Genomic DNA, 24,239 nt, shown 5'->3' with positions numbered 1-24,239 from the left:
CAGCACGGCCATGATTCAGGTGTGCTTCGGGGGCCTTTGAGAAGGGCGCGTGCGCGCCGGCGACTCGTCCGGGACGGTCTCTTCGCCGGCGTCGGACTGGGGGCGACCGGCCTCGCCGTGGGGATGATCCTGAGTGGGAAGGCCGAGACCCTGGCCACGGTGGCCGGGTTGCCCGTGGGTATCGCCTCGCTGCTGATGGCCCTCGCGGACTTCTTCCGCCAGGAGCCGACGGCGCCCGACCCGGCGGCGTACGCCGACGACCTCGCGCGGACGCTCAGGGCGCAGTGGCTGGAGGAGGCGGAGGCCAGGCGGCTGCGCGACCCCCGGGTACTGCCCCTCGCCTGGACGGCGACGGCCCGAGAGGTCGCCGACGAGTCGCGTACGCGCGCACCCGGGGCGGTGGGCGGCAGGGTGGTGCGGGTTCATCTCGACGGCCGGCTCGCCGGGCGATTCGAGGAGGTGACCGCCCAACTCGCCCGGGGCTATCGCCAGTTGGCTCAGCGCAGGCTGGTCGTCATCGGTGAGCCCGGCGCGGGCAAGACCGTACTCGCGATGCTGCTGACCCTGGGACTCCTCGACACCCGCGCGCCGGGGACCCCCGTCCCCGTCCTGCTCCCGGTGTCCCCGTGGGACCCCTTGCGTGAGCGCCTCGACGACTGGATCGTGCGCTCCCTCGCCGTCCCGCACTACAGCGGCCGTGAGGAGATCCCGCGCAGCCTGCTGGCCCACGGCCTGCTGCTCCCCGTACTCGACGGTCTCGACGAGATCCCCGAGTCCGCCCGGCGCGGCGCCATTCGCGGCATCAACCACGCCATCGGCGGCGAGCGGCCCGTCGTGGTCACCTGCCGCGCCGTGGAGTACGAGGAACTCATCCGCGGCGGCGCCCCGAGGCTGCGTCAGGCGCCGGTGGTGGAGGTGCTGCCGGTGCCGCCCGAGGACGTCGTCGGATATCTCCGGGACACGGAGTGGCCGGAGGGCGTGGTGTGGGACGGAGTCGTGGCCCGCCTGCGCACGGAGCCGGACGGGCCGCTGGCGGAGGCACTGTCCACACCGCTGATGGTGACCACGGCCCGGCTGGTGTACCAGCGCGGTGGCACACCCGAAGAACTCCTCGACCGGGAGGCGTTCGACTGCCGGTACGCGGTCGAGGACCACCTCACCCACCGGGTCGTCGACACGGTGTACGCCCCCGACACACGGCTCCCCGAGGACGCGGAGGCGCCGCAGCGCTGGCGCCCCGAGCAGGCGCGGCGCTGGCTGACGTACCTGGCCGGCTATCTGCACGACCACCGCGAACGGGACCTGAACTGGTGGCTGATGGGCGGGCGGCTGCTGCCGACCTGGGCCGGGCCTGTCGCCGGGCTGGTGTTGGGGTTGCTGGTCGCGTTCGGGGCCGCTGTGTGGGTGGCTGTGACCGAGGGGCTGGACGGTGCTGAAGGGGCCGGCTCGGTGGCCGCGATGACGCTGGCGATCGGCGGGGGGTTCGCGGTGTTGGGGTCCGTCGTCTGGTACGCGGTGGGTGATCCGCTGCCGGGACGGCTGTACTGGTCGCTCCCCGGCTCGCGGAATCGGCTGTGGCAAGGATTCCGTATCGGTGTGGTGCTGTGCCTCGCCGTTGTCCTCCCGGTGGGCGCGTCCGTCACCCTCGTCGAGGTTCTCGGCTCCACGCTGGGACCTGGGACGCTGCAAAGCGCCGAGGCTGTCGCCACGTTGGTGACGGTCTGCCTTGCGCTGAGCGTCGTCACCGGGCTGTGCCTGGCCACACACGGCTGGCTCAACGCGCCCCCGTCCCGGGCGACTCAGGTGAGCCCCGCGAACTCCCTGGCCCAGGACCGACGGTCGGCACTGGCCGGGGCACTGATGTCCGGCGTGGTCTTCGCTGCAACCGGGCTGCTCGGGCTGCAGGTGGGGCTGCTGGGCGGAGGCCTGGTCTTTCGCATGGCCAACGGGTGGCCGGGTTGGCCGAGGGACGGTGAGACCGGGGACTTCGCCTCATATATGTGGCGGACTTCGGGGGATTCATTCGGTCCGGAGCACTTCGGCTATGGCGTGCCGCATGTGCTGCCCGGGATGCTCTTCGCCCTCCTCGTTCTGCTGTCCCGCGCGTGGCCCCGCTTCGTCCTGGTCCGTCTCTGGCTTGCCGCGAGCGGCAAGTTGCCGTGGCGTCTGATGGCCTTCCTCACCGACGCCCGGAGTCGGGAGATCCTCCGGCAGTCGGGCGGGGCGTACCAGTTCCGCCACATCCGCCTCCAGGAGGCGCTGGCCGCTCGTCGGACGTACGAGGAACCCCGGCCCACGCCCCGGCGGCCGGAGTCGGTGGTCGTACGGCGCCGGGTGGTGCTGGCGGCGGGGGTGGCGGTCGCGGCCACGGGGACGGGGGCGGTGGTCCGGCATCATGAGGACGAGAGCCTGGTGACGTTTTCGGGGGCGGCGGACACTCCAGTGGGCGTGGTCGTCTTCCAGCCCAAGACGAACGACGTGATCTGGGGAGATGGAGAGGGCGCGGTCTGGCGGGGTGGCCTCCTTACCGGTCAGCACCCGCTGCTGGCACCACCGCGTCTGGTTCGTGACAGGAAGACAGGTGAACCGAAGGACCGGGCAGTCACCTCCATGGCCTTCCATCCGGACGGCAAGATCCTCGCCGTCTACCGTGCCGAGGAGATGCAGCTCTGGGATGTGTGGCAACGGCCGCCACGGCGGCTGCCTGCCGGGTGGAACGACGCGGTCGGCGACCTGGCCTTCAGTGAGGATGGTGGGTATCTCGCCGGGCTCAGTTACGGCGACCCGGACGAAGACTGGTACACCGTCTTCCTCAGGCGTGTCGACGCCCAGAGTCGGCTCAAAGGGACCGAGCACCGGAAGGACTGGCATGAGGCGGCGGCCGATGCGGTTGCCTTCCTCCACGGCGGTAGCTTGGGGGTCCTTGCCGGGAAGCACCTTCGGATGTACCCCGTGCCGGGATTCGACCAGGGGCGGCAGCTTTTCAAGGTGGGGAAGAAGGTAAGCGCCGATGATGCCGAGCTTGCCCTGACCACCAGCCTTCAGGGCGACCGTCTGCTGGTGAGCAGTGTCCTGGCCAGTGAGTTGTGGCAGCTGGGAACGAACGGAACGTGGACACCTGTCGCGATGCTCCCTGCCATGCAAAGCGCCGCCTTCCATCCGAGGGACCCCGTGCTTGCCTTCAACTCGGGTGCCGACGACACGATCAAGCTCGTGTCCATCGCGGAGAACCCGAAGCCATTGAGAACTCTCCATGGGCACATGTCGGGTGTCGTGTCCATGGACTTCAGCTCGGACGGCCGCCTCCTGGCATCGGGCAGCGATGACGGGACCGTTCGCCTGTGGAAAGTCAGTGACCGTCCGTAACGTGCTCAGTGAGGACGCAGCGCAGGCGGTGGCTGCCGTGGCCGCCGAGTGTACGGAAGGGGCGCACGGCCTGCGGAAACGCCGGCCGGAGAAGAATCGCTGAAGAAAATCGGCGAGCGTGTCGATCCGGGCGTCTCCCGTTCGACGCAGGGGTGAGAGGCCGGAAAGGAACCCGGTCACCGACCCCGAAACCCGAGGAGTCACCATGCCCCGCTACCTGTCGCTCGTCCGGATCGACGAGTCCACCGCGCCCGCCGAGGGCCCCAGCCCCGAGCTGATGCAGCGCATGGGCGAACTGCTGGAGGAGATCACCAAGGCCGGCGTGATGCTCGACACCGCCGGGCTCACCCCGTCGGCGCAGGGCACCCGCGTGCACTGGGACGGCGCGAAGACCTCCGTCACCGACGGGCCCTTCACCGAGTCCAAGGAGGTCATCGGCGGTTACGCGATCATGCAGTGCAAGGACAAGGCCGAGGCGCTGGAGTGGGCCGCGCGGTTCCTGAAGGTGCACGGGGAGGAATGGCAGGTCACCTGCGAGGTGCGCGAGATCGCCGAGGGCTGATCAGCCCTCCTTGGATCCACGGCCGTACAGGTGTTGCATGGTGGGCTGTGAAGCCGCAGCCCACCGCAGACACCGGCGGTACCCCGGACGACACGACAGCGACCATCGAAACCGTCTTCCGCATCGAGTCCCCGCGCGTCATCGCCGCCGTCGCCCGCATAGTGCGCGACGTCGGCATCGCCGAGGAACTCGCGCAGGACGCGCTGGTCGCCGCGCTGGAGCAGTGGCCCGGGGACGGCGTCCCCGACAACCCCGGCGCCTGGCTGATGGCCACCGCCAAGCACCGTGCCGTCGACCTGATCCGCCGCCGCGAGAACTACGCCCGCAAGCTCGCGGAGATCGGCCGCGACCTGGAGACGACCGCACCGCCCGAGGAGCCCGCCGCCCACTACGACCCCGACGACATCGACGACGACCTGCTCCGCCTGGTCTTCACCACCTGCCACCCGGTCCTGTCGCCGGAGGCCCGCATCGCCCTCACCCTCCGTCTCCTCGGCGGTCTGACGACCCCGGAGATCGCCCGGGCGTTCCTGACCCCGGAACCGACCGTCGCGCAGCGCATCGTCCGCGCCAAGCGCACACTCGCCACGAAGAACATCGCCTTCGAGGTCCCGTACGGCCCCGACCGCGAGGCCCGCCTCGGCTCCGTCCTCGACGTGATCTACCTGATCTTCAACGAGGGCTACGCCGCCACGGCCGGCGACGACTGGCTGCGCCCGGCCCTCTGCGAGGACGCGCTGCGCCTGGCCCGCGTGCTGTCCGGGCTGATGCCGAAGGAGCCGGAGGCGCACGCCCTGACCGCCCTCCTCGAATTCCAGGCCTCCCGCACGGCGGCCCGCACCGGCCCGTCCGGCGAACCGGTCCTCCTCAAGGACCAGAACCGCACCCGCTGGAACCGCATGCTCATCGCCCGCGGCATCAAGGCCCTCTCCCGCGCGGACGCCACGGCCACCGGCGCCCCCGGCCCGTACGCCCTCCAGGCCGCCATCGCTGCCTGCCACGCGCACGCGTACAGCTACGCGGAGACGGACTGGAAGACCATCGCCATCCTCTACGGCCTCCTCGCCGCCCGATCCCCTTCCCCCGTGGTCGAGTTGAACCGCGCGGTCGCCGTCTCGATGGCCGAGGGCCCGGAGCCCGCGCTGCGGATCGTGGACACGATCGCCGCCGAACCGGCCCTCCGCAACTACCACTTGCTCCCGAGCGTGCGCGGCGATCTCCTCGCCCGTCTCGGCCGTACGGCGGAGGCGAGGGCGGAGTTCGAGCGGGCGGCGGAGCTGACGGGGAACGCGCGGGAGAGGGAGCTGCTGCTGCGCCGGGCGGCGGAGACTCGTGAGTGAGGACTGCGGCGGAGACCTGGTGACTCAGGACTGCGGCGCAGACCTCATCACTCAGGACTGCGGCGCAGACCTCACCACTCAGGCCGGGTGCCCCACCAGCATCGTCGGCGCCCCCGCCACCCGCGTCAGAAACACCGTCGCCGAGTGGGGCCCCTGAGGCCTGACCTTCTTCCGCAGTTCCTCCGGCTCGACGGCCGACCCCCGCTTCTTCACGGTCAGCGTGCCGACCTCCCGCTCGCGCAACAGGGCCTTCAACTTCTTGACGTTGAAGGGGAGTTGATCGGTGATCTCGTACGCCGTCGCGTACGCGGTCGGCCGCAGTTCGTCCGCCGTGACGTACGCGATGGTCGCGTCGATCAGCCCACCGTCCAGCTGATCAGCCACCTCGGCGACCAGGTGGGCACGGATGACGGCGCCGTCCGGCTCGTACAAGTACCGCCCGACAGGCCGGACTTCAGGGTCGGGAAGACTGCGGGACAGCAGCGAGCGCGGTCCCGGCAGCAGCGTGGCCCGCACCGCCCCGGGCTCCGTCCCGAACCACAGCACCGCCTCCTTCACATCGCCACCGTCCGAGATCCACTCGGCTTCGGCATCGTCGGGAATCGCCTCATGGGGAATGCCCGGCGCGATCTTCAGCGCGGCACGTGGCGCCTTCCGCGCCGCCTCCACGGCCCAGGACAACGGCGGCGAGTACGCCTCGGGATCGAAGATCCGCCCGCGCCCGCCCCGTCGCGCCGGGTCGACGAACACGGCGTCATAGCCGCCCGTGTCCACCCCCACGACATCCGCCTCCCGCACCTCCACCAGTTCCCCGAGCCCCAGCGCCTCGACATTCGCCCGCGCCACCGCGACCGTCACCGGATCCCGGTCCACTGCCAACACCCTGACCCCGGCCCGCGCGAGCGCGATCGCGTCGCCCCCGATCCCGCAGCACAGGTCGGCGACCGAGCCGACCCCCAGCTCCCGCAACCGCCCGGCCCGATACGCCGCCACACTCGCCCGCGTCGACTGCTCGACCCCGTGGGGCGTGAAGAACATCCGCCCCGCGTCCACCGCCCCGAACTTCGCCACCGCCCGCTGCCGCAGCCGCGCCTGCCCGAGCGCCGCCGACACCAACTCGGCGGGATGCTCGCGGCGCAGCCTTGTGGCGACGGCGAGTTCACCGGCGGGATCGGTGTCACGCACGGCGTCGAGGAGGGCGCGGCCCTCGGGGGTGAGGAGGGAGGAGAAGGAGGCGAGGTCGTTCACCGGGTCATTGTCGGCCAGGCGGTGGGGCGTCTGCTCATCGTGGGTCGGGGCGGCGGCGCGTGTGGTCACTGTGGGCCGTGTCGGGGGCGGGTAGCTGTGGGTCGGCCGAGCCATGGGCGTGCGCGCATGGCTCACCTCGGGCCGGTCGGCGGCTCGCCCGCTCCACCTGAGCCGTGTCGGTAGACGTGCGCCCGTGGCGCCGCGTGGGCCGAGCCGGTGGGCGTCCGCCCGTGGCTTCGCGTGGGCCGGTCGGCGGCTCGTCCGCTCCACGTCGGCCAGTCGGCAGCCCGTCCCCTCATGTGGGCCAGTCGGTGGATGGTCTGCCCCCGGTGGCGGTGTCGGCCCGGCTTCGGGGCGGGTGGCTGCGAGGATCCGGCTCCATGCGAGTAGTAGGACAAAATGACAAAAGTCGCCTCAATGGGGCAGTCGTAGGGCACGGTCGCCAGGACGGTCATCAGGCAGCCGTGCGTTCGCGGGTGCGGGGCGGTATCGCCCTTCTCGCCGTTGCCGCCATCGCCTCGGGCTGCGCGCCGGTCGGCCACGGCGGATCCGAACCCGTACGCCCCACCTCGAGCCGACAGCCCCTCAAGGCGCCGTCGCCGGCCGCCACCACGGCCCCGGACACCGCAGGTGCGGCCACCAAGGAGCCGCACGCCAAGGGCCCTCAGGCCCAGCACCCGCACGCCAAGGGCCCTCAGGCCCAGCACCCGCACGCCAAGGACTCCCCGCCCAAGAAGTTCCAGTCCGCCCAAGCCGCCCACGCCGCCCGGGTCGCCGCCGCGAGGCGCTGGCGTCTGGCCGGCGTTCCGCTCACGCCCCCGCCACCCCCGGCCAGGAAGCCGACGATCACCACGCGCAAGGGCTTCGAGGCCCGCGGCCACGAGGCGCTCGGCCTCCCGCCGGTCTTCACGACCGTTCCCACCAAGCAGAAGGTCGTCTTCCTCACCATCGACGACGGCGCCGAGAAGGACCCGGCGTTCCTGCGGATGATGAGCGACCTGCAGGTGCCGTACACCGCCTTCCTCAGCAACTACCTGATCAAGGACGACTACGGCTACTTCGAGCGGATGCAGGCAGAGGGCGTGGCCCTGAACAACCACACCCTCCACCACCCCTACCTCCCCGCCCTGTCCTACCTCCGCCAGAAGCGTGAGATCTGCGGCATGCAGGAGGTGATCGAGGAGCGCTACGGCAGGCGCCCGCTGCTCTTCCGTCCGCCCTTCGGCAACTACGACAGGAACACCCTGCGCGCCGCGAAGTACTGCGGCATCGAGTACGTCGCCCTGTGGAACGAGGAGGTCTTCGTCGACCACTGGGAGTACCGCGAGTGGGACCGGAAGATCCGTCCGGGTGACATCGTCCTCACTCACTTCCGGGGGAGGGGGGACTGGAAGGGCACAATGCCCGACATGATCCGCCGATTCCTGAACAAGGTGACGGCCGAGGGGTATGCGGTGGCCCGGCTGGAGGACTACCTGTGAGGTCGGGACCGGGCGCGGGGGCGCGGGTACTGGCGGCCGTCGTCATGGCGTACGCCCTGCTCGCCGGCTGCGCCCAGTCCACCGGGCCGGTCGACCCCGGCCGAGGTGGAGGCGGAGGTGGAGGAGGCCGGTCGGGCGGGACGGAAACGCATGACGCACGACCGGCGACAGGGCCGGCCCCCACAGCGGCGAAGGGGGCGACGCCCACGGCACAGCCGTACCGCCGCTGGGGCCTGACCGCTCCGCTGCCCGCACCCCCGTCCCCGCCCGCCCGTCGGCCGCCGCCGCGCGCGGGCGGCCCGCTGCCCGTCGTCGACCGCGTCCCCACCCGCGCCAAGGTCGTCTTCCTCACCTACGACGACGGCGCCGAGAAGGACCCCCGCTTCGTCGACATGGTCCGCGAGCTGCGGCTGCCCGTCAGCATGTTCCTCACGGACAGCGTGGCCGGCCCGGGCTACGGCCACTTCGCGCGCCTGCGCTCGGTGGGCGCGTCGATCCAGAACCACACCCTCGACCACGCCGCCCTGCGCGGTCTGCCGTACGCCGGCCAGCGAGCCGAGATCTGCGGCCAGCAGAACAAACTCCGCGCCCGCTTCGGCATCCGCCCCCACCTCTTCCGCCCGCCCTACGGCACCTACGACGCCACCACTCTCCGCGCGGCGGCCGACTGCGGGGTGACGGCGGTGGTGCTGTGGCGGGCGGCGATGGAGGGCGACGGCGGGCTGACGTACGCGAAGGGTCCCCACCGCCTGCGCGCCGGCGACATCGTCTCGGTCCCTTCGGGTGAGCCGGCCGGCCTGACCTTGAGGGAGCGCACGACACGGTTGCTGCGCGAGATCCAGACGAGGGGATTGGCGGTAGGCCGCTTGGAGGACTACGTCTAGCGGATCCTTTCGGCGCCGGCCGTCCATATCCAGCCCGTCCGGCGCTTGAGGACGGGGCCGTTCAGGCCGAAAGGGGGGTCTGGGGGCACAGCCCCCGGACGGCGGCCACAGCAACGCCGGTCACCAGAAAACCCGGCCCGGCCAGCGCCGCGAATTAGCAGTCCGCTTGACCGAGTGCTAATCCCGGTCATAGTCTCGGGTCTGGCACTCCCCACTGGAGAGTGCCAACTACGCGACGGGCAGGTCCGGCACCCGCGACGACGGATCCACCTGGTCGCCACCTCAGACAGTTAACCCCGTGAGATCTCCGAAGGGGGAGGTCGGATCGTGACGACCACCAGCTCCAAGGTTGCCATCAAGCCGCTCGAGGACCGCATTGTGGTCCAGCCGCTCGACGCCGAGCAGACCACCGCCTCTGGCCTGGTCATCCCGGACACCGCCAAGGAGAAGCCCCAGGAGGGCGTCGTCCTGGCCGTGGGCCCGGGCCGCTTCGAGAACGGCGAGCGCCTGCCGCTCGACGTCAAGACCGGCGACATCGTGCTGTACAGCAAGTACGGCGGCACCGAGGTGAAGTACAACGGCGAGGAGTACCTCGTCCTCTCGGCTCGCGACGTGCTCGCGATCATCGAGAAGTAATTCACTTCAAGCATTCTCTGCTTGTGAGCTGCGCCCCGGGCCCCCGCGACCTTATGAAGCCGGGCGTCCGGGGCGCAGTTCGTTTCACCCACGTTTTCCGAGAGGGCTGAACCGCTCCCATGGCGAAGATCCTGAAGTTCGACGAGGACGCCCGTCGCGCCCTCGAGCGCGGCGTCAACAAGCTTGCCGACACGGTCAAGGTGACGATCGGCCCCAAGGGCCGCAACGTCGTCATCGACAAGAAGTTCGGCGCGCCCACCATCACCAACGACGGTGTCACGATCGCCCGTGAGGTCGAGATCGAGGACCCGTACGAGAACCTCGGCGCACAGCTGGTGAAGGAGGTGGCGACCAAGACCAACGACATCGCGGGTGACGGTACGACCACCGCCACCGTGCTCGCCCAGGCGCTGGTCCGCGAGGGCCTGAAGAACGTCGCCGCGGGTGCCTCCCCGGCCGCGCTCAAGAAGGGCATCGACGCCGCCGTCGCGGCCATCTCCGAGGACCTCCTCGCCTCGGCCCGCCCGATCGACGAGAAGTCCGACATCGCCGCCGTCGCCGCGCTGTCCGCCCAGGACCAGCAGGTCGGCGAGCTCATCGCCGAGGCGATGGACAAGGTCGGCAAGGACGGTGTCATCACCGTCGAGGAGTCCAACACCTTCGGTCTGGAGCTGGACTTCACCGAGGGCATGGCCTTCGACAAGGGCTACCTGTCGCCGTACTTCGTGACGGACCAGGAGCGCATGGAGGCCGTCCTGGAGGACCCGTACATCCTCATCAACCAGGGCAAGATCTCCTCCATCCAGGACCTGCTGCCGCTGCTGGAGAAGGTCATCCAGTCGGGTGCCTCCAAGCCGCTGCTGATCATCGCCGAGGACGTCGACGGCGAGGCCCTGTCGACCCTGGTCGTCAACAAGATCCGCGGCACCTTCAACGCGGTCGCGGTCAAGGCCCCCGGCTTCGGTGACCGCCGCAAGGCGATGCTGCAGGACCTCGCGGTCCTCACCGGCGCCACGGTCATCTCCGAGGAGGTCGGCCTCAAGCTCGACCAGGCCGACCTGGACGTGCTGGGCAGCGCCCGCCGCGTCACCGTCACCAAGGACGACACCACGGTCGTCGACGGCGCCGGCGACTCCGCGGACGTCACGGGCCGTGTCGCCCAGATCAAGGCCGAGATCGAGAACACCGACTCCGACTGGGACCGCGAGAAGCTCCAGGAGCGCCTCGCGAAGCTGGCCGGCGGCGTGTGCGTGATCAAGGTCGGCGCCGCCACCGAGGTGGAGCTGAAGGAGAAGAAGCACCGTCTGGAGGACGCCATCTCCGCGACCCGCGCCGCGGTCGAGGAGGGCATCGTCTCCGGTGGTGGCTCCGCGCTGGTCCACGCCGCGAAGGTGCTCGAAGGCGGTCTGGGCAAGACCGGCGACGAGGCCACCGGTGTCGCCGTCGTCCGCCGCGCCGTCGTCGAGCCGCTGCGTTGGATCGCCGAGAACGCCGGCCTGGAGGGCTACGTCATCACCTCCAAGGTCGCCGAGCTCGACAAGGGCCAGGGCTTCAACGCCGCCACCGGCGAGTACGGCGACCTGGTCAAGGCCGGCGTCATCGACCCGGTCAAGGTCACCCGCTCCGCCCTGGAGAACGCCGCCTCCATCGCCTCCCTCCTCCTCACGACCGAGACCCTGGTCGTCGAGAAGAAGGAAGAGGAGGAGCCGGCCGCCGCGGGCCACGGCCACGGCCACTCCCACTGAGCCCAGCGCTCGTAGAAGGCCCCGGTCCCACGCTCACGCGCGGGACCGGGGCCTTCCCCTTCGCGGGCATCACTGACCGAGTACCCCGAGTTGCTCCAGCAGACCCGCCCGGTCGTAGAGCCATCGGCTCTCGCAGATCCTGCCGCCCCGGAACCGCTGCCAGGTCATGCCCTGCATGGTCACGTCCTGCCCGGTCGCCGCGATCCCGAGGAACTCACCCTTGTGCCGCGCGACCCACGTCCACCGGGTGCACACCTGGTCGTCCTGCGCCAGCTGATCGTCGATCCGGAACGTGAAGTCGAAAGCGGCACGCCACCCCGCGTACTGCTCCTGCACCCCGCCGATCCCCTGCACGGGCTCCGGATATGACGGATCGTGATCCACGTAGTCGTCCGTGAGGTGCTCGCCGATGCCCTCCGGCGCCATCTTCCCCATCGCCTGGAAGAAGGCCCGCGCCGCCAGGACGTTCAACTGCTCGTCCCGTACGACGTCCAGATCGGTGAAGGTCGGCGTCTCCTCACAGAGCGCGATCATCTCCCGGAAGATCCGATCGGTCTCGGGCAGATTCGAGTTCCGCATCGCCTCCTCGTACGACGGAAACTCCACGATCTCGATGAAGTGCGCGGAGTCCGACCGGTCCTTCCCGATGATGTCGTGCGTCGCTGTCCGCTTCCCCTTGGTCTGCTCGACCCACCTGTCCATCAGCCGGTTCATCTCGTCGAAGCGGCTGGTCCTGCAGTCGATGAGCTGCACGAAGGTCATGACTTCGTCGCCTCCCGGTCCCCCTGGGCGCGGCTGGACAGCACCATTCTCCTGCCGGGAGGAGCGGCGTGCCTGTCGGGCCGACTCTCCTACTGCGGCCCGTACTTCCGCCCCGTCCGGGAGCTGATCCCCCCGAGCATCCCGCGAGGCACCAACTTCGCCGCCCCCAGCAACACCTTGTACCGAGGATCCGGAATCGAGAGGGACTTGCCGCGTGCCAGGTCCCCGAGCGCCGCCGCCACCAGCTTGTCCGCGTCCAGCCACATCCACGCCGGAATGTTGTCCGTCCCCATCCCGGCCCGCTCATGGAACTCGGTGCGCACGAACCCCGGGCACAGCGCCATCAGCCGCACCCCGCTCCCGGCCAGATCCCGCGCCGCCCCCTGCGTGAACTGCACGACCCACGCCTTGGACGCGCCGTACGTCCCGCGTGGCACGAAGGCCGCCACGGAGGCGACGTTCACGACACCGCCCCGCCCCCGCTCCCGCATCGCCTCCGTCGCCGCCGACGTCAGCCGCAGTACGGCCTCGCAGTGCACCTTGAGCATCTTCAGCTCGTCGGCCATGGGGACGTCGAGGTAGCGGCCCTTGTTGCCGAAGCCGGCGTTGTTGATCAGCAGGTCGACGGGGTTGCGGCGGTCGCCGAGGCGGGCGGCGACGGTCTCGATGCCGGCGTCCTCCGCGAGGTCGGCCGTCAGCACCTCCGCCTCGATGCCGTGGCGGTCGTGCAGCTCGGTCGCCTGCTCGCGCAGTCGCTTGGTGTCCCGGGCCACCAGGACGAGGTCGTGCCCGTCAGCCGCCAGCCGCCGCGCGAACGCGGCGCCGATGCCCGCGGTCGATCCCGTAATCAATGCCGTTGTCATGGCGCAAGATTAGTGACCCGGACTGCGGACATCCGCTTACTGCACAGGCCCCGCCGATCGGTGAAGCCCTGGCGAAGACACCTCTCCTGCGAGCGCCTGTCGGCCACACGCATCAAAGCCACATGCATCAAAGCCACATGCATCAAAGCCAGACGCCGAACATGCCGGGCGCCCCCAAGCCTGCCTTATGCTCAAGACGTGATCGAGGCTCGTCATCTCCGTGTGCTGCGCGCTGTCGCCGCCACCGGTTCGTTCTCCGCGGCGGGGCGCGAGCTGGGCTGCACCCAGCCCGCCGTCAGCCAGCAGATGAAGGCCCTGGAGGCGTCCGTCGGCACACCCCTGCTGATCCGCAACGGTCGCGAGATGCGGCTGACCCAGGCCGGTGAGGCACTGGTGCGGCACGCCGCCGGGATCCTCGCCGGACTCACCGCCGCCGAGGAGGAGGTCGCCGCCATCGCCGGGCTGCGCGCCGGGCGCGTCCGCCTCGTCTCCTTCCCCAGCGGCAGCTCCACCCTCGTCCCGACCGCCCTCGCCGCCCTGCGCGCCGCACACCCCGGCACCCGCGTCTCCCTGGAGGAGGCCGAGCCGCCGAAGTCCGTCGAGCTGCTGCGCGAGGGCGACTACGACGTGGCCCTTGCCTTCCGGTACGAGGGTGCGGCCCAGGAAGGGGAGTGGGACGACCTCGTCGTACGCCCCCTGCTGACCGACCGGCTCGTCGCCCTCGTACCCGAACGTCACCGCCTCGCGCGCACCGCGCCGTCGGGTTCCATCGCCATCGGGGAACTCGCCGCCGAGCCGTGGATCGCCGGATGCCCGCGTTGCCGGGGCCAGTTGATCGAGGTGTGCGAGAGCGCCGGCTTCACGCCCCGTATCGACTTCGCCACCGATGACTATCCGGCGGTCGTCGGTCTGGTGGGCGCCGGCCTGGGCGTGGCCGTCCTGCCGCAGCTCGCCGTCGAGTCGGTACGGCCGCGGGGGGCGCGCATGGTGCGGCTGGAGCCGGCGGTCCGGCGGGAGATCGTCGCGCTCACCCTGCCCGACCTGGCGCAGGTGCCGGCCGTGGCGGTGACGCTGGAGCAGCTGGCGCGCGCGGCCACCCGCTAGCGAACGTGGGGGTACGCGTGCGCGTGCCCTCTTGAAGAAACGTTCCTTCAGTTGTGGGAGGCGGGCTCCCCGCCGGCCGTCGCAGCCGCGACCAGCCGGTTGCGCGCCCGCCCCATGAGCTCCTCGCGCTCGTCCTCGGTCAGGCCGCCCCAGACGCCGTACGGTTCGCGAACCGCCAGCGCGTGCGCCGCGCACTGCGCGCGCACCGGGCACCTCATGCAGACCTCCTTGGCCGAGTTCTCACGAGCGCTCCGGGCCGCACCGCGCTCACCCTCCGGATGAAAGAAGAGCGAGCTGTCCACCCCGCGACAGGCGGCCAGGAGCTGCCAGTCCCACAGGTCCGCGTTCGGTCCGGGAAGGCGGGAGAAATCTGCCATTGCGTGACCCCTTGTAGCCGTTCTGGGCGGATACGGTGTCCACGACCGTACATCTACGATCTAAGGAGATGAAAATATGACTCATTGCGAATCTAGCCTCAGACGCCAACAAATGGGAAGAAAAAGGGCTGAATGGGGCATGGGTTGTGATGAAACGTTGTGGGTCCGTCGTGCATGTCTGCACCGTGTCCGCCCCCTCACGTAGAGTGCCGAAGATGGCACACGGCCCCGTAACTCTTTCGAGTGACCGTCGTTGAGAGGGCGGAGGCGGTCGAAGGAATACACGCTCGGGCAGGCGTCCGAGACGGTCGACCGCACAGGTGACGATTTCGTACCAGCCTGGAGGCTCAAGGTGACGTGCATCAGCTGCGGAGGGCGGCCATGACATCCGTCCTCGTCTGCGACGACTCCCCGCTTGCCCGAGAGGCGCTCCGCCGCGCGGTCGCGACCGTGCCCGGTGTCGAGCGCGTGACGACGGCGGCCAACGGCGAGGAAGTCCTCCGCCGCTGGGGCGCCGACCGCTCGGACCTGATCCTGATGGACGTACGCATGCCCGGTCTGGGCGGCGTCGAGACCGTACGGCGGCTGCTGTCCGCCGACCCCGGTGCGCGCATCATCATGCTCACCGTCGCCGAGGACCTGGACGGCGTGGCCCTCGCGGTCGCCGCGGGCGCGCGGGGCTACCTTCACAAGGACGCCTCGCGAGCGGAGCTGCGGGCGACCGTCACGCAGGCCCTTGCCGATCCGACCTGGCGACTGGCCCCGCGGCGGCTGCGGTCCGCCGAGATGGGTGCGGCGCCGACGCTTACGGCGCGTGAGATCCAGGTGCTCGAGGGTATGAGCCACGGCCGCTCGAACGCCGAGATCGGTCGGGAGCTGTTCCTGTCCGAGGACACCGTGAAGACGCATGCCCGGCGGTTGTTCAAGAAGCTCGGTGCGTCGGACCGGGCGCACGCCGTGGCGCTCGGATTCCGGTGGGGTCTGGTTCGCTGAGAGCTCGGTCCTGTGGGCCGTTGCTGTGTGCGGGTCGTTTGTGGCTGGTCGCGCCCACGCGGCGGAGCCGCATGATGTCTCGGCCCGCGCCCCTTTGGGGGCGCGGGTGCCAGGTCGGCCAAGTGGCTCTGTCGGTGCCCGGTGCTCGTTTCGGCGCGGATGCCGCATCCTTGAGATGTGGAGTCTCTCGGGGACGAGTCGGTCGAGCGGAAGGGGAGGGCGCAGGGGATGAGTTCCGGCGCACTTGCTCATAACGCTTCGGTGCACAACAACGGGCGCGATGCCACGGACCTTACGGCCGCAAGGCACCATGGACCGATGCGCGACGACGAGGCGGCGAGTGCCGCAGGGGCGATCGGTGCACTCGTCCATCGCGCCGTCGACGGAGACGAGCAGGCCACACACGACCTGCTCGCCCACGTCCACCCCCTGGCGCTGCGCTACTGCCGCACCCGGCTGTCCCGCCTGCCGGGCGACGCGCGGCACTTCGTGGAGGACCTCGCGCAGGAGGTCTGCGTCGCCGTCCTGCTCGCGCTGCCGCGCTACCGGGACACCGGCCGCCCCTTCGAGGCGTTCGTCTTCGCGATCGCCGCGCACAAGGTGGCCGACCTGCAGCGGGCGGCGATGCGACACCCCGGCTCGACGGCGGTTCCGTCCGACGAGATGCCGGAACGCCCGGACGACTCCCTCGGCCCGGAGGAGAGGGCGTTGCTGAGCAGCGACGCCGAGTGGGCAAAGAAGCTGCTGGCCAACCTCCCCGAGAACCAGCGGGAGCTGTTGCTGCTGAGGATCGCGGTGGGGTTGACCGCGGAAGAGACGGGTCAGATGTTGGGAATGTCACCCGGTGCGGTCCGGGTTGCCCAGCACAGGGCGCTGAGCAGGCTGCGGGCGCTGGCGGAGCAGTAGCGCTCCCCCTAGCGCTCCCTTGAGTGCGCCCCCAAGTGAACAGGCCTCACCCCGGTTCCGTACGAACATACGAAGCCCGGGGTGGGCCAGAACCGTGGAATTTGCGAGCCCTGCTTCCCGTTAGCATGGACATCCGCACCGATCAAGGCCATTTGGGGAAGGTGTCATGACTGCCAACGTCGACGGAGTGCCCGGAAAATTCGCGACTCTCGGGCTGACCTACGACGACGTGCTGCTGCTGCCGGGCGCATCCGAGGTGCTCCCCAACGCGGTCGACACCTCGTCCCGCATCTCCCGCAACGTCCGGGTGAACATCCCCCTCCTCTCGGCCGCCATGGACAAGGTGACCGAGTCCCGCATGGCGATCGCGATGGCCCGCCTCGGCGGCGTCGGCGTGCTGCACCGCAACCTCTCCGTCGAGGACCAGGTCAACCAGGTCGACCTGGTGAAGCGGTCCGAGTCCGGCATGGTCACCGACCCGATCACGGTGCACCCGGAGGCGACCCTCGCCGAGGCCGACGCCCTGTGCGCCAAGTTCCGGATCAGCGGCGTCCCCGTCACGGACCCGGCCGGCAAGCTGCTCGGCATCGTCACCAACCGGGACATGGCCTTCGAGAGCGACCGCAGCCGTCAGGTGCGCGAGGTCATGACGCCGATGCCGCTGGTCACCGGCCAGGTCGGCATCTCCGGCAGCGACGCGATGGAGCTGCTGCGCCGCCACAAGATCGAGAAGCTTCCCCTGGTCGACGAGGCGGGCGTCCTCAAGGGCCTCATCACCGTCAAGGACTTCGTCAAGGCGGAGAAGTACCCCAACGCCGCCAAGGACTCCGAGGGCCGCCTCCTCGTCGGTGCCGCCGTCGGCGCCAGCCCCGAGGCCCTGGAGCGGGCCCAGGCGCTCGCCGAGGCCGGGGTGGACTTCCTGGTCGTCGACACCTCGCACGGCCACAACAGCAACGCCCTCAGCTGGATGTCGAAGATCAAGTCCAGCGTGGGCGTCGATGTGATCGGCGGCAACGTCGCCACCCGTGACGGCGCCCAGGCGCTGATCGATGCCGGTGTCGACGGCATCAAGGTCGGCGTGGGCCCCGGTTCGATCTGTACGACCCGCGTGGTCGCCGGCATCGGCGTCCCGCAGGTCACCGCCATCTACGAGGCCTCCCTCGCCGCCCGCCCCGCGGGCATCCCGCTGATCGGCGACGGCGGCCTGCAGTACTCCGGCGACATCGGCAAGGCGCTCGCCGCCGGCGCCGACACCGTGATGCTGGGCTCGCTGCTCGCGGGCTGCGAGGAGTCCCCGGGCGAGCTGCTCTTCATCAACGGCAAGCAGTTCAAGTCGTACCGCGGCATGGGCTCCCTGGGCGCCATGCAGTCGCGTGGCCAGGGCAGGTCGTACTCGAAGGACCGCTACTTCCAGGCCGAGGTCGCCTCCGACGACAAGCTCGTGCCCGAGGGCATCGAGGGCCAGGTGCCCTACCGCGGCCCGCTGGCCAACGTGCTGCACCAGCTCGTCGGCGGTCTGCGCCAGACCATGGGCTACGTGGGCGCGGCGACCATCGGCGAGATGGAGACCAAGGGCCGCTTCGTGCGGATCACCTCCGCGGGCCTCAAGGAGAGCCACCCGCACGACATCCAGATGACGGTCGAGGCGCCGAACTACAGCCGCAGCAAGTAGTCGCCAGGCATCGCGAAGGGCGGCCCCGGAAGCACCGGGGCCGCCCTTGCCGTGCCCGTCGGCGATACTGGAAGACGCTGAACGCATCAGGGAAAGGCCACAGACGTGACTGAGATCGAGATCGGGCGCGGCAAGCGCGGCCGCCGGGCGTACGCCTTCGACGACATCGCCGTCGTCCCCAGCCGCCGTACGCGGGACCCGAAGGAGGTCTCGATCGCCTGGCAGATCGACGCCTACCGCTTCGAGCTGCCCTTCCTGGCCGCCCCCATGGACTCGGTCGTCTCTCCGGCCACCGCGATCCGCATCGGCGAGCTCGGCGGCCTCGGCGTGCTGAACCTCGAAGGCCTGTGGACGCGGTACGAGGACCCGCAGCCGCTGCTCGACGAGATCGCCGGACTGCCCACCGAGGCCGCCACGCGCCGCCTCCAGGAGATCTACGCCGCTCCCATCAAGGAGGAGCTGATCGGGCAGCGCATCAAGGAGGTGCGCGACTCGGGCGTGGTCACCGCGGCGGCGCTCTCCCCGCAGCGCACGGCCCAGTTCTCCAAGGCGGTCGTCGACGCGGGCGTGGACATCTTCGTCATCCGCGGCACCACGGTCTCGGCGGAGCACGTCTCGTCCTCGCACGAGCCGCTGAACCTGAAGCAGTTCATCTACGAGCTCGACGTCCCGGTGATCGTCGGCGGCTGCGCCACGTACACCGCCGCCCTGCACCTGATGCGCACCGGCGCGGCGGGCGTCCTGGTCGGCTTCGGCGGCGGCGCCGCGCACACCACGCGCAACGTCCTCGGCATCCGGGTCCCGATGGCCACGGCGGTCGCGGACGTGGCGGCGGCCCGCCGGGACTACATGGACGAGTCCGGCGGCCGGTACGTGCACGTGATCGCGGACGGCGGCGTCGGCTGGTCCGGCGACCTGCCCAAGGCGATCGCCTGCGGCGCGGACGCCATCATGATGGGCTCCCCGCTCGCCCGCGCCACGGATGCGCCGGGCAAGGGGAACCACTGGGGCATGGAGGCGGTCAACGAGGATCTGCCGCGCGGCAAGAAGGTCGACCTGGGCACGGTCGGCACGATCGAGGAGGTGCTGACGGGTCCGTCGCACACTCCCGACGGCTCGATGAACTTCTTCGGAGCCCTGCGGCGGGCCATGGCCACGACCGGGTACAGCGAGCTGAAGGAGTTCCAGCGGGTCGAGGTGACGGTCGCGGACTCGCAGCACATGCGGTAGGCGTTACGCGGCTACGCCGCTGCGTCTGCGTCGTCTACGTCAGGGAAGGGCCGGTCACTCCGGGTGGGGTGACCGGCCCTTTTGCGTGCCCAAGTGGGCTTGGGCGGGGGCGTGTTGTGCCGGAGGGGGCGCGTGGTTGCGTTTGGGGCGAATGCGGGCCGAACGGGCGTAGGGAGTCGGTAGTGCCCGTGATCGGCGTCCCGTTCTCCGGGGCGCCCCCTTCCAAGGAGATGTTCCGGACCCCGGCCCTCGGGGCCCGGCCCGAGCTCCAGACGGACCGCCTACCGGGTCAATGGGCGGCATCGTGGAAGGGGACGCGCCCATGGGCCGTCACCGCAAGCCCACCCGCTGGGATCGCACTTGGCTTCGGCTGGTGAAGTTCCGGAGGAGGTGCATCTTGTGGATTTACGGCTGGTGAGCGGCCGCCCCCAAGAGAAGTAGGGGCACACTCCGATCAGTTCCCAGGAGCCTTCGCAGTGCTGCATTACCCGCTGCATGGGCTCCACCTGCTCCACACGGTACCGGCGCAGAATGCCCCACGGCACCAACCCCGGAGGCTCACGCACCCCACGCGCCCCCGTTCACAACCGATGCGCCGCCCCCGTAGGCGCCGCCCCCCGCGTGTCCAGCAACAGCTGCGCCTTCACCGACAGCCCCTGCAAGTCATACGTCCGATGCTGCTGAAGCAGGATCGTCAGGTCGGCCTCCGCGACCGCCTCGTACAGCGCGTCCGCGCGCGGTACCGGGCGGTCCAGGACGCTCCAGGAGGCGACGTGGGGGTCGTGGAAGCTGATGCAGGCGCCCAGCTCCAGCAGGCGGGTCGCAACCTCGTGGGCGGGCGTGGACTGCTGGTCGGCGACATCGGGCTTGTAGGTGACGCCGAGGAGGAGGATGCGGGCGCCGCGCACGGACTTGCCGTGCTCGTTGAGGAGCGTGGCGGCGCGCTGGATGACGTAGCGGGGCATCTGGCCGTTGACCTGCTGGGCCAGCTCGACCATGCGCAGGGTGCGGCCGGCGGGGCCGGTGAGGTCCTGCGGGACGGCGTGGCCGCCGACGCCGGGGCCGGGGCGGAAGGCCTGGAAGCCGAACGGCTTGGTCTCCGCGCAGCGGATGACGTCCCACACGTCGATGCCCAAGTCGTGGCAGAGGACGGCCATTTCGTTGACGAGGGCGATGTTGACGTGCCGGAAGTTGGTCTCCAGCACCTGCACGGTCTCTGCCTCGCGCACGCCACGCGCGCGTACCACCTTGTCTGTGAGACGGCCGTAGAAGGCGGCCGCCGACTCGGTGCACGCAGGGGTGAGGCCGCCGATGACCTTGGGGGTGTTGGCGGGCGTGAAGTCGCGGTTGCCGGGGTCGACGCGGCTGGGGGAGTAGGCCAGGTGGAAGTCGCGGCCTGCGCGCAGTCCCGAGCCCTCTTCGAGGAGCGGGCGCAGGACGTTCTCGGTGGTGCCCGGGGGGACGGGCGACTCCAGGATGACGGTGGTGTGCGGGCGCAGCCTTTCGGCCAGGGTGCGGGCGGCCGTCTCCATCTGGCTCAGATCGAGCCCGCCGTCCGCGCCCTGCGGGGTCGGCGGGCAGATGACGGCGGTGCGTACGCGGCCGAGCTCGGCGGGGCTGGTGGCGTGCCGGAAGCCCCCCGAGAGCATCCGGCGCAGTTCGGCGGGGCTGAGGGAGGCGGAATCGGGTCCGGTCCGGTAACCGAGCGTGGGGATGCCGGCGGCGACGGCGGCCTTGGCCAGCGGCAGGCCGTATGGGCCCAGTCCGATGACGGCGAGATCTGAGGGCATGGCGTAGGCCGTCCTTCCCAATAACCGAAGCGGGGCAGGTGCGCAAGCGCTGTGGACAGAACGAGGGGGCGCAATGTCAGACTAGGAGTAAATATGACCGATTTGCTGGATTGAATGATCGCGTTTCCTTGTGTGTTGTCCACAGGCTGGGGGTGAGTAGTGGCTGAAGTCGGGCAACCCGGTCAGAATTTGGGAATGGGGGGTACGAACCGGGCTTCGCCCGACGGGTGCGGCCTACGCGACCGATGAGCGGGAGGCAGCGGTGAGGACAGCGACACTGGGGCCGGCGGAGCGCGCCGAGTCACTGGCGGCAATGGCCGAGCGCGAGCTGGACCTACTGGTCGTGGGCGGTGGCGTCGTGGGCGCGGGCACCGCCCTCGACGCGGCGACCCGAGGACTGTCCACCGGCTTGGTCGAGGCCCGTGACTGGGCCTCGGGCACATCCAGCAGGTCCAGCAAGCTGATCCATGGCGGCCTGCGCTATCTGGAGATGCTCGACTTCGCACTCGTACGGGAGGCGCTGAAGGAGCGCGGGCTCCTGCTGGAGCGGCTGGCTCCCCATCTGGTGAAGCCGGTCCCCTTTCTGTATCCCCTGCAGTACAAGGGCTGGGAGCGGCTCTACGCGGGGTGCGGTGTCCTGCTCTACGACGCGATGTCGATGGCCCGCACCCATGGCCGGGGCCTGCCCCTGCACCGCCACCTGAGCCGCCGCCACGCCCTTCAGGTCGCCCCCGCCCTGAAGAAGGAGGCGCTGGTCGGTGCCCTGCAGTACTACGACGCGCAGATGGACGACGCACGCTATGTGGCCACCCTCGTCCGTACGGCTGCGGCCTACGGCGCGAAGGTCGCCAACCGCGCGCGCGTGACCGGGTTCCTGCGCGAGGGCGAACGCGTCGTCGGGGCCCGGGTGCAGGACGTCGAGGGGGGCGGGGAGTACGAGATCCGCGCCCAGCAGATCGTCAACGCCACCGGTGTGTGGACCGACGACACCCAGTCGATGGTGGGGGAGCGCGGGCAGTTCCACGTCCGCGCCTCCAAGGGCATCCACCTGGTCGTCCCCAAGGACCGCATCCACTCCACGACGGGCCTGATCCTGCGCACCGAGAAGTCCGTGCTGTTCGTCATCCCCTGGGGCCGGCACTGGATCGTCGGCACGACCGACACCGACTGGGACCTCGACAAGGCCCACCCTGCAGCGTCCAGCGCCGACATCGACTACCTGCTGGAACACGTGAACTCGGTGCTCGCGGTGCCCCTGACCCGCGACGACGTGGAGGGTGTGTACGCCGGACTGCGGCCCCTGCTCGCCGGCGAGTCGGACGCCACCAGCCAACTGTCGCGCGAGCACACCGTGGCGCACCCCGTGCCCGGGCTCGTCGTCGTGGCCGGCGGCAAGTACACGACGTACCGGGTGATGGCCAAGGACGCGGTGGACGCGGCCGTGCACGGGCTCGACATGCGGGTCGCCGAGTGCGTCACGGAGGACATTCCGCTGGTGGGCGCCGAGGGGTACCGCGCGCTGTGGAACGCACGGGCGCGGATCGCGGCGCGGACAGGGATTCATGTGGTGCGGGTGGAGCACCTGTTGAACCGGTACGGGGCGCTGGCCGAGGAGGTGCTCGAGCTCATCGCCGCGGATGCCGCGCTCGGCGAACCGCTCCAGTCCGCCGACGACTATCTGCGCGCCGAGATCGTGTACGCCGCCTCGCACGAAGGGGCGCGGCATCTGGACGACGTGCTGACGCGGCGGACGCGCATCTCGATCGAGACGTTCGACCGGGGGACGCGGTGCGCCCGCGAGGCGGCCGAGCTGATGGCGCCGGTGCTGGGCTGGGACAAGGACCACATCGAGCGCGAGATCCAGCACTACGAGAAGAGGGTGGAGGCCGAGCGGGAGTCGCAGCGACAGCCGGACGACCTGACGGCGGACGCGGCGCGGTTGGGGGCGCCGGACATCGTGCCGTTGTAGGTCCGCTGGGAGAACGTCACTCGGAAGGGTGACGGGAATGGGGATCTCTGCTCGGACCTCGGCCGTTCTATCTGGTGCGAGGGCAGAACTCGGCGGCGAGCAGCCGGGGTTCGAGACCGGGATCTGCGATCGCCGTCGTGTTCACCCGGAATGTCAGGACACGACGACCGCCGACGGTGGCCGCGGAGCGCACGTAGCTGCCGGAGATGCGCCCGTTGTGCCCCCATACGACGGTGCCGCACGGCAACTTCACGGGAAAGAGCCCCATGCCGTACGAGCCATGTGCGGCACGGGTGTCGAGCATCTCGCGCAGCCAGTGCGGGGGCAGCAGCCGGCCGGCGAGCAGCGCGGAGTAGAAGCGGTCGAGGTCGGCGAGCGTGGTCACCAGTTCGCCCGCGGCGCCGGCCATCCGCGGGTCGAGCTCGGTGACATCGGTCCCGTCGGTGGCGTAGGCGCGGCCGTGCGGGAAGGGGAGAGACGTGCGGGATCCAGGGAAGGAGGTGCCGGTCAGACCCAGCGGAGCGATGATGCGGCGCTCGGCCTCGGCGGCGTAGGAGCGGCCGGTGACGTGCTCGATGACCAGGCCGAGCAGCACGTAGTTGGTGTTCGAGTAGGAGAAGCTGCCGCGTTCGGCAGGGGGGTGGGTGAGTGCTATGCGGACGGCCTGAAGCGGGGTGACGGGGACGGTGCCCCCGGTCTCGGTGGTGAAGTCGTACAGGCCGCTGGTGTGGGTCAGCAGGGAACGAAGGGTCAGCGCGCGCCCGTCGTTGCCCGCCCCGCGTACCAGGCCCGGCAGATACCGCTCCACCGTGTCGGAGAGGGACAGCTGTCCTTCGGCGGCCAGTTGCAGGACGACCGTCGCGATGAAGCTCTTCGTGATGCTGCCGGCGCGGAAGTGGTCGGTGAGGGCGATGCCCTGGCCGGCCTGGGCATAGCGGGTGCCGGTCTCGTCGCGGGCCAGCAAAGCCGCGGCCGGGGCCTTGCCCTTGGCCAGGAGTTGAGGGAGGAAAGCGCCCGACGGCCTGGGTGAAGGTGCCGACGAGGCGATCGGGGCCAGACCGAGGAGTGCCGTGGACACCAGACCGAGGAGGGAGACGGACACGGAAGTGCCCAAAAGCGTCCGAAACAGTGGCGTCGCCGGTCGTGCCATGCGGGTTCCTTCCCTTGCCGCGGCCCATCATGCCGGTTAGCGGAATGTGAGATTCAGTGGGGCTCGGGTGTAACGGGGGACGGGAGGGGCGGGTCGTGCGGTGACGTCGTGGGGCCAGGGGCACCCTGGGCGTAGGGCACTTGTCGGGTGAGAGACAATGG

The 24,239-nt window shown here is 70.3% G+C and carries 19 protein-coding genes; 13 read left to right on the top strand and 6 right to left on the bottom strand.

The window, feature by feature from the left end; genetic code table 11:
• Positions 1-36: 36 nt before the first annotated feature.
• The 3 genes from BLU79_RS09535 (at position 37) to BLU79_RS09525 (ending at position 5,268) form a co-directional block, all read left to right on the top strand.
• Complete coding sequence (locus BLU79_RS09535; RefSeq protein WP_093905221.1) at positions 37-3,366, top strand: NACHT domain-containing protein; 3,330 nt, start codon at positions 37-39, stop codon at positions 3,364-3,366.
• 205 nt (positions 3,367-3,571) lie between these two features.
• Entirely contained in the window at positions 3,572-3,928 is a 357-nt protein-coding gene (locus BLU79_RS09530; RefSeq protein WP_093905220.1) for a YciI family protein, read from the top strand.
• 47 nt (positions 3,929-3,975) lie between these two features.
• Positions 3,976-5,268: an RNA polymerase sigma factor gene (locus tag BLU79_RS09525; RefSeq protein WP_256333228.1), complete on the top strand. Its 1,293-nt coding sequence runs from the start codon at positions 3,976-3,978 to the stop codon at positions 5,266-5,268.
• A 78-nt stretch (positions 5,269-5,346) separates the two neighbouring features.
• On the opposite strand, the gene BLU79_RS09520 is transcribed toward BLU79_RS09525, so the two are convergent.
• Positions 5,347-6,516 (bottom strand): THUMP-like domain-containing protein, encoded by a 1,170-nt coding sequence (locus BLU79_RS09520; protein WP_256333253.1) that lies wholly within the window; start codon positions 6,514-6,516, stop codon positions 5,347-5,349.
• Positions 6,517-6,980: 464 nt separating this feature from the next.
• Here BLU79_RS09520 and BLU79_RS09515 point away from each other — a divergent pair, with 464 nt between their 5' ends.
• The 4 genes from BLU79_RS09515 (at position 6,981) to groL (ending at position 11,262) form a co-directional block, all read left to right on the top strand.
• A complete protein-coding gene (locus BLU79_RS09515) occupies positions 6,981-7,997 on the top strand; it encodes a polysaccharide deacetylase family protein (RefSeq protein WP_256333227.1) in 1,017 nt (338 codons plus the stop codon).
• Positions 7,998-8,041: 44 nt separating this feature from the next.
• On the top strand, positions 8,042-8,881 hold the full coding sequence (locus BLU79_RS09510; RefSeq protein ID WP_093905506.1) for a polysaccharide deacetylase family protein: 840 nt from the start codon (positions 8,042-8,044) through the stop codon (positions 8,879-8,881).
• A gap of 327 nt (positions 8,882-9,208) precedes the next feature.
• On the top strand, positions 9,209-9,517 hold the full coding sequence (gene groES / locus BLU79_RS09505; RefSeq protein WP_003998759.1) for a co-chaperone GroES: 309 nt from the start codon (positions 9,209-9,211) through the stop codon (positions 9,515-9,517).
• A 119-nt stretch (positions 9,518-9,636) separates the two neighbouring features.
• Positions 9,637-11,262 carry a chaperonin GroEL gene (gene groL / locus BLU79_RS09500; protein ID WP_093905216.1) on the top strand — a complete coding sequence of 542 codons (1,626 nt, stop codon included), beginning with the start codon at positions 9,637-9,639 and terminating at the stop codon, positions 11,260-11,262.
• A 69-nt stretch (positions 11,263-11,331) separates the two neighbouring features.
• Here the strand turns inward: groL and BLU79_RS09495 are convergent, their stop codons facing one another.
• Both BLU79_RS09495 and BLU79_RS09490 read right to left on the bottom strand, forming a co-directional pair.
• A complete protein-coding gene (locus BLU79_RS09495) occupies positions 11,332-12,024 on the bottom strand; it encodes an ester cyclase (protein WP_093905215.1) in 693 nt (230 codons plus the stop codon).
• Positions 12,025-12,113: 89 nt separating this feature from the next.
• Positions 12,114-12,887 carry an SDR family NAD(P)-dependent oxidoreductase gene (locus tag BLU79_RS09490; RefSeq protein WP_093905214.1) on the bottom strand — a complete coding sequence of 258 codons (774 nt, stop codon included), beginning with the start codon at positions 12,885-12,887 and terminating at the stop codon, positions 12,114-12,116.
• A gap of 198 nt (positions 12,888-13,085) precedes the next feature.
• Here BLU79_RS09490 and BLU79_RS09485 point away from each other — a divergent pair, with 198 nt between their 5' ends.
• Positions 13,086-13,991 carry a LysR family transcriptional regulator gene (locus tag BLU79_RS09485; protein WP_093905213.1) on the top strand — a complete coding sequence of 302 codons (906 nt, stop codon included), beginning with the start codon at positions 13,086-13,088 and terminating at the stop codon, positions 13,989-13,991.
• A gap of 47 nt (positions 13,992-14,038) precedes the next feature.
• On the opposite strand, the gene BLU79_RS09480 is transcribed toward BLU79_RS09485, so the two are convergent.
• Positions 14,039-14,368 carry a WhiB family transcriptional regulator gene (locus BLU79_RS09480; RefSeq protein WP_093905212.1) on the bottom strand — a complete coding sequence of 110 codons (330 nt, stop codon included), beginning with the start codon at positions 14,366-14,368 and terminating at the stop codon, positions 14,039-14,041.
• A 381-nt stretch (positions 14,369-14,749) separates the two neighbouring features.
• Between BLU79_RS09480 and BLU79_RS09475 the strand changes: the two genes are divergently transcribed.
• The 4 genes from BLU79_RS09475 (at position 14,750) to BLU79_RS09460 (ending at position 19,169) form a co-directional block, all read left to right on the top strand.
• Positions 14,750-15,361, top strand: coding sequence for a response regulator transcription factor (locus BLU79_RS09475; RefSeq protein ID WP_003948568.1), 612 nt, complete (start codon positions 14,750-14,752; stop codon positions 15,359-15,361).
• A 318-nt stretch (positions 15,362-15,679) separates the two neighbouring features.
• Positions 15,680-16,267: a sigma-70 family RNA polymerase sigma factor gene (locus tag BLU79_RS09470; RefSeq protein ID WP_093905211.1), complete on the top strand. Its 588-nt coding sequence runs from the start codon at positions 15,680-15,682 to the stop codon at positions 16,265-16,267.
• 166 nt (positions 16,268-16,433) lie between these two features.
• Positions 16,434-17,939: an IMP dehydrogenase gene (gene guaB, locus BLU79_RS09465; RefSeq protein WP_093905210.1), complete on the top strand. Its 1,506-nt coding sequence runs from the start codon at positions 16,434-16,436 to the stop codon at positions 17,937-17,939.
• Positions 17,940-18,044: 105 nt separating this feature from the next.
• The gene (locus BLU79_RS09460; RefSeq protein ID WP_093905209.1) at positions 18,045-19,169 is read left to right on the top strand and encodes a GuaB3 family IMP dehydrogenase-related protein; all 1,125 of its coding nucleotides are present in this window, start codon (positions 18,045-18,047) and stop codon (positions 19,167-19,169) included.
• 581 nt (positions 19,170-19,750) lie between these two features.
• Here the strand turns inward: BLU79_RS09460 and BLU79_RS09455 are convergent.
• Complete coding sequence (locus tag BLU79_RS09455) at positions 19,751-20,959, bottom strand: nucleotide sugar dehydrogenase (protein WP_093905208.1); 1,209 nt, start codon at positions 20,957-20,959, stop codon at positions 19,751-19,753.
• Between the two features lie 262 nt (positions 20,960-21,221).
• Between BLU79_RS09455 and BLU79_RS09450 the strand changes: the two genes are divergently transcribed.
• On the top strand, positions 21,222-22,928 hold the full coding sequence (locus BLU79_RS09450; protein ID WP_093905207.1) for a glycerol-3-phosphate dehydrogenase/oxidase: 1,707 nt from the start codon (positions 21,222-21,224) through the stop codon (positions 22,926-22,928).
• 67 nt (positions 22,929-22,995) lie between these two features.
• Here BLU79_RS09450 and BLU79_RS09445 read toward each other — a convergent pair whose 3' ends face one another.
• On the bottom strand, positions 22,996-24,078 hold the full coding sequence (locus BLU79_RS09445; RefSeq protein WP_093905206.1) for a serine hydrolase domain-containing protein: 1,083 nt from the start codon (positions 24,076-24,078) through the stop codon (positions 22,996-22,998).
• Positions 24,079-24,239: the final 161 nt, after the last annotated feature.

Source organism: Streptomyces sp. cf386, assembly GCF_900103585.1.
Classification (GTDB): Bacteria; Actinomycetota; Actinomycetes; order Streptomycetales; family Streptomycetaceae; genus Streptomyces.
Note: the sequence above shows the minus strand (reverse complement) of the source record. Positions and strands in the feature narration are given on the sequence as shown.

What these genes read in the sequence shown, in the direction of transcription:
- BLU79_RS09445 (WP_093905206.1), bottom strand. Translation starts at nt 24,078, where the DNA reads ATGGCACGACCGGCGACGCCACTGTTTCGGACGCTTTTGGGCACTTCC.
- BLU79_RS09530 (WP_093905220.1), top strand. Translation starts at nt 3,572, where the DNA reads ATGCCCCGCTACCTGTCGCTCGTCCGGATCGACGAGTCCACCGCGCCC.
- BLU79_RS09490 (WP_093905214.1), bottom strand. Translation starts at nt 12,887, where the DNA reads ATGACAACGGCATTGATTACGGGATCGACCGCGGGCATCGGCGCCGCG.
- groL (WP_093905216.1), top strand. Translation starts at nt 9,637, where the DNA reads ATGGCGAAGATCCTGAAGTTCGACGAGGACGCCCGTCGCGCCCTCGAG.
- BLU79_RS09455 (WP_093905208.1), bottom strand. Translation starts at nt 20,959, where the DNA reads ATGCCCTCAGATCTCGCCGTCATCGGACTGGGCCCATACGGCCTGCCG.
- BLU79_RS09495 (WP_093905215.1), bottom strand. Translation starts at nt 12,024, where the DNA reads ATGACCTTCGTGCAGCTCATCGACTGCAGGACCAGCCGCTTCGACGAG.
- BLU79_RS09470 (WP_093905211.1), top strand. Translation starts at nt 15,680, where the DNA reads ATGCGCGACGACGAGGCGGCGAGTGCCGCAGGGGCGATCGGTGCACTC.
- BLU79_RS09510 (WP_093905506.1), top strand. Translation starts at nt 8,042, where the DNA reads ATGGCGTACGCCCTGCTCGCCGGCTGCGCCCAGTCCACCGGGCCGGTC.
- guaB (WP_093905210.1), top strand. Translation starts at nt 16,434, where the DNA reads ATGACTGCCAACGTCGACGGAGTGCCCGGAAAATTCGCGACTCTCGGG.
- BLU79_RS09475 (WP_003948568.1), top strand. Translation starts at nt 14,750, where the DNA reads ATGACATCCGTCCTCGTCTGCGACGACTCCCCGCTTGCCCGAGAGGCG.
- BLU79_RS09480 (WP_093905212.1), bottom strand. Translation starts at nt 14,368, where the DNA reads ATGGCAGATTTCTCCCGCCTTCCCGGACCGAACGCGGACCTGTGGGAC.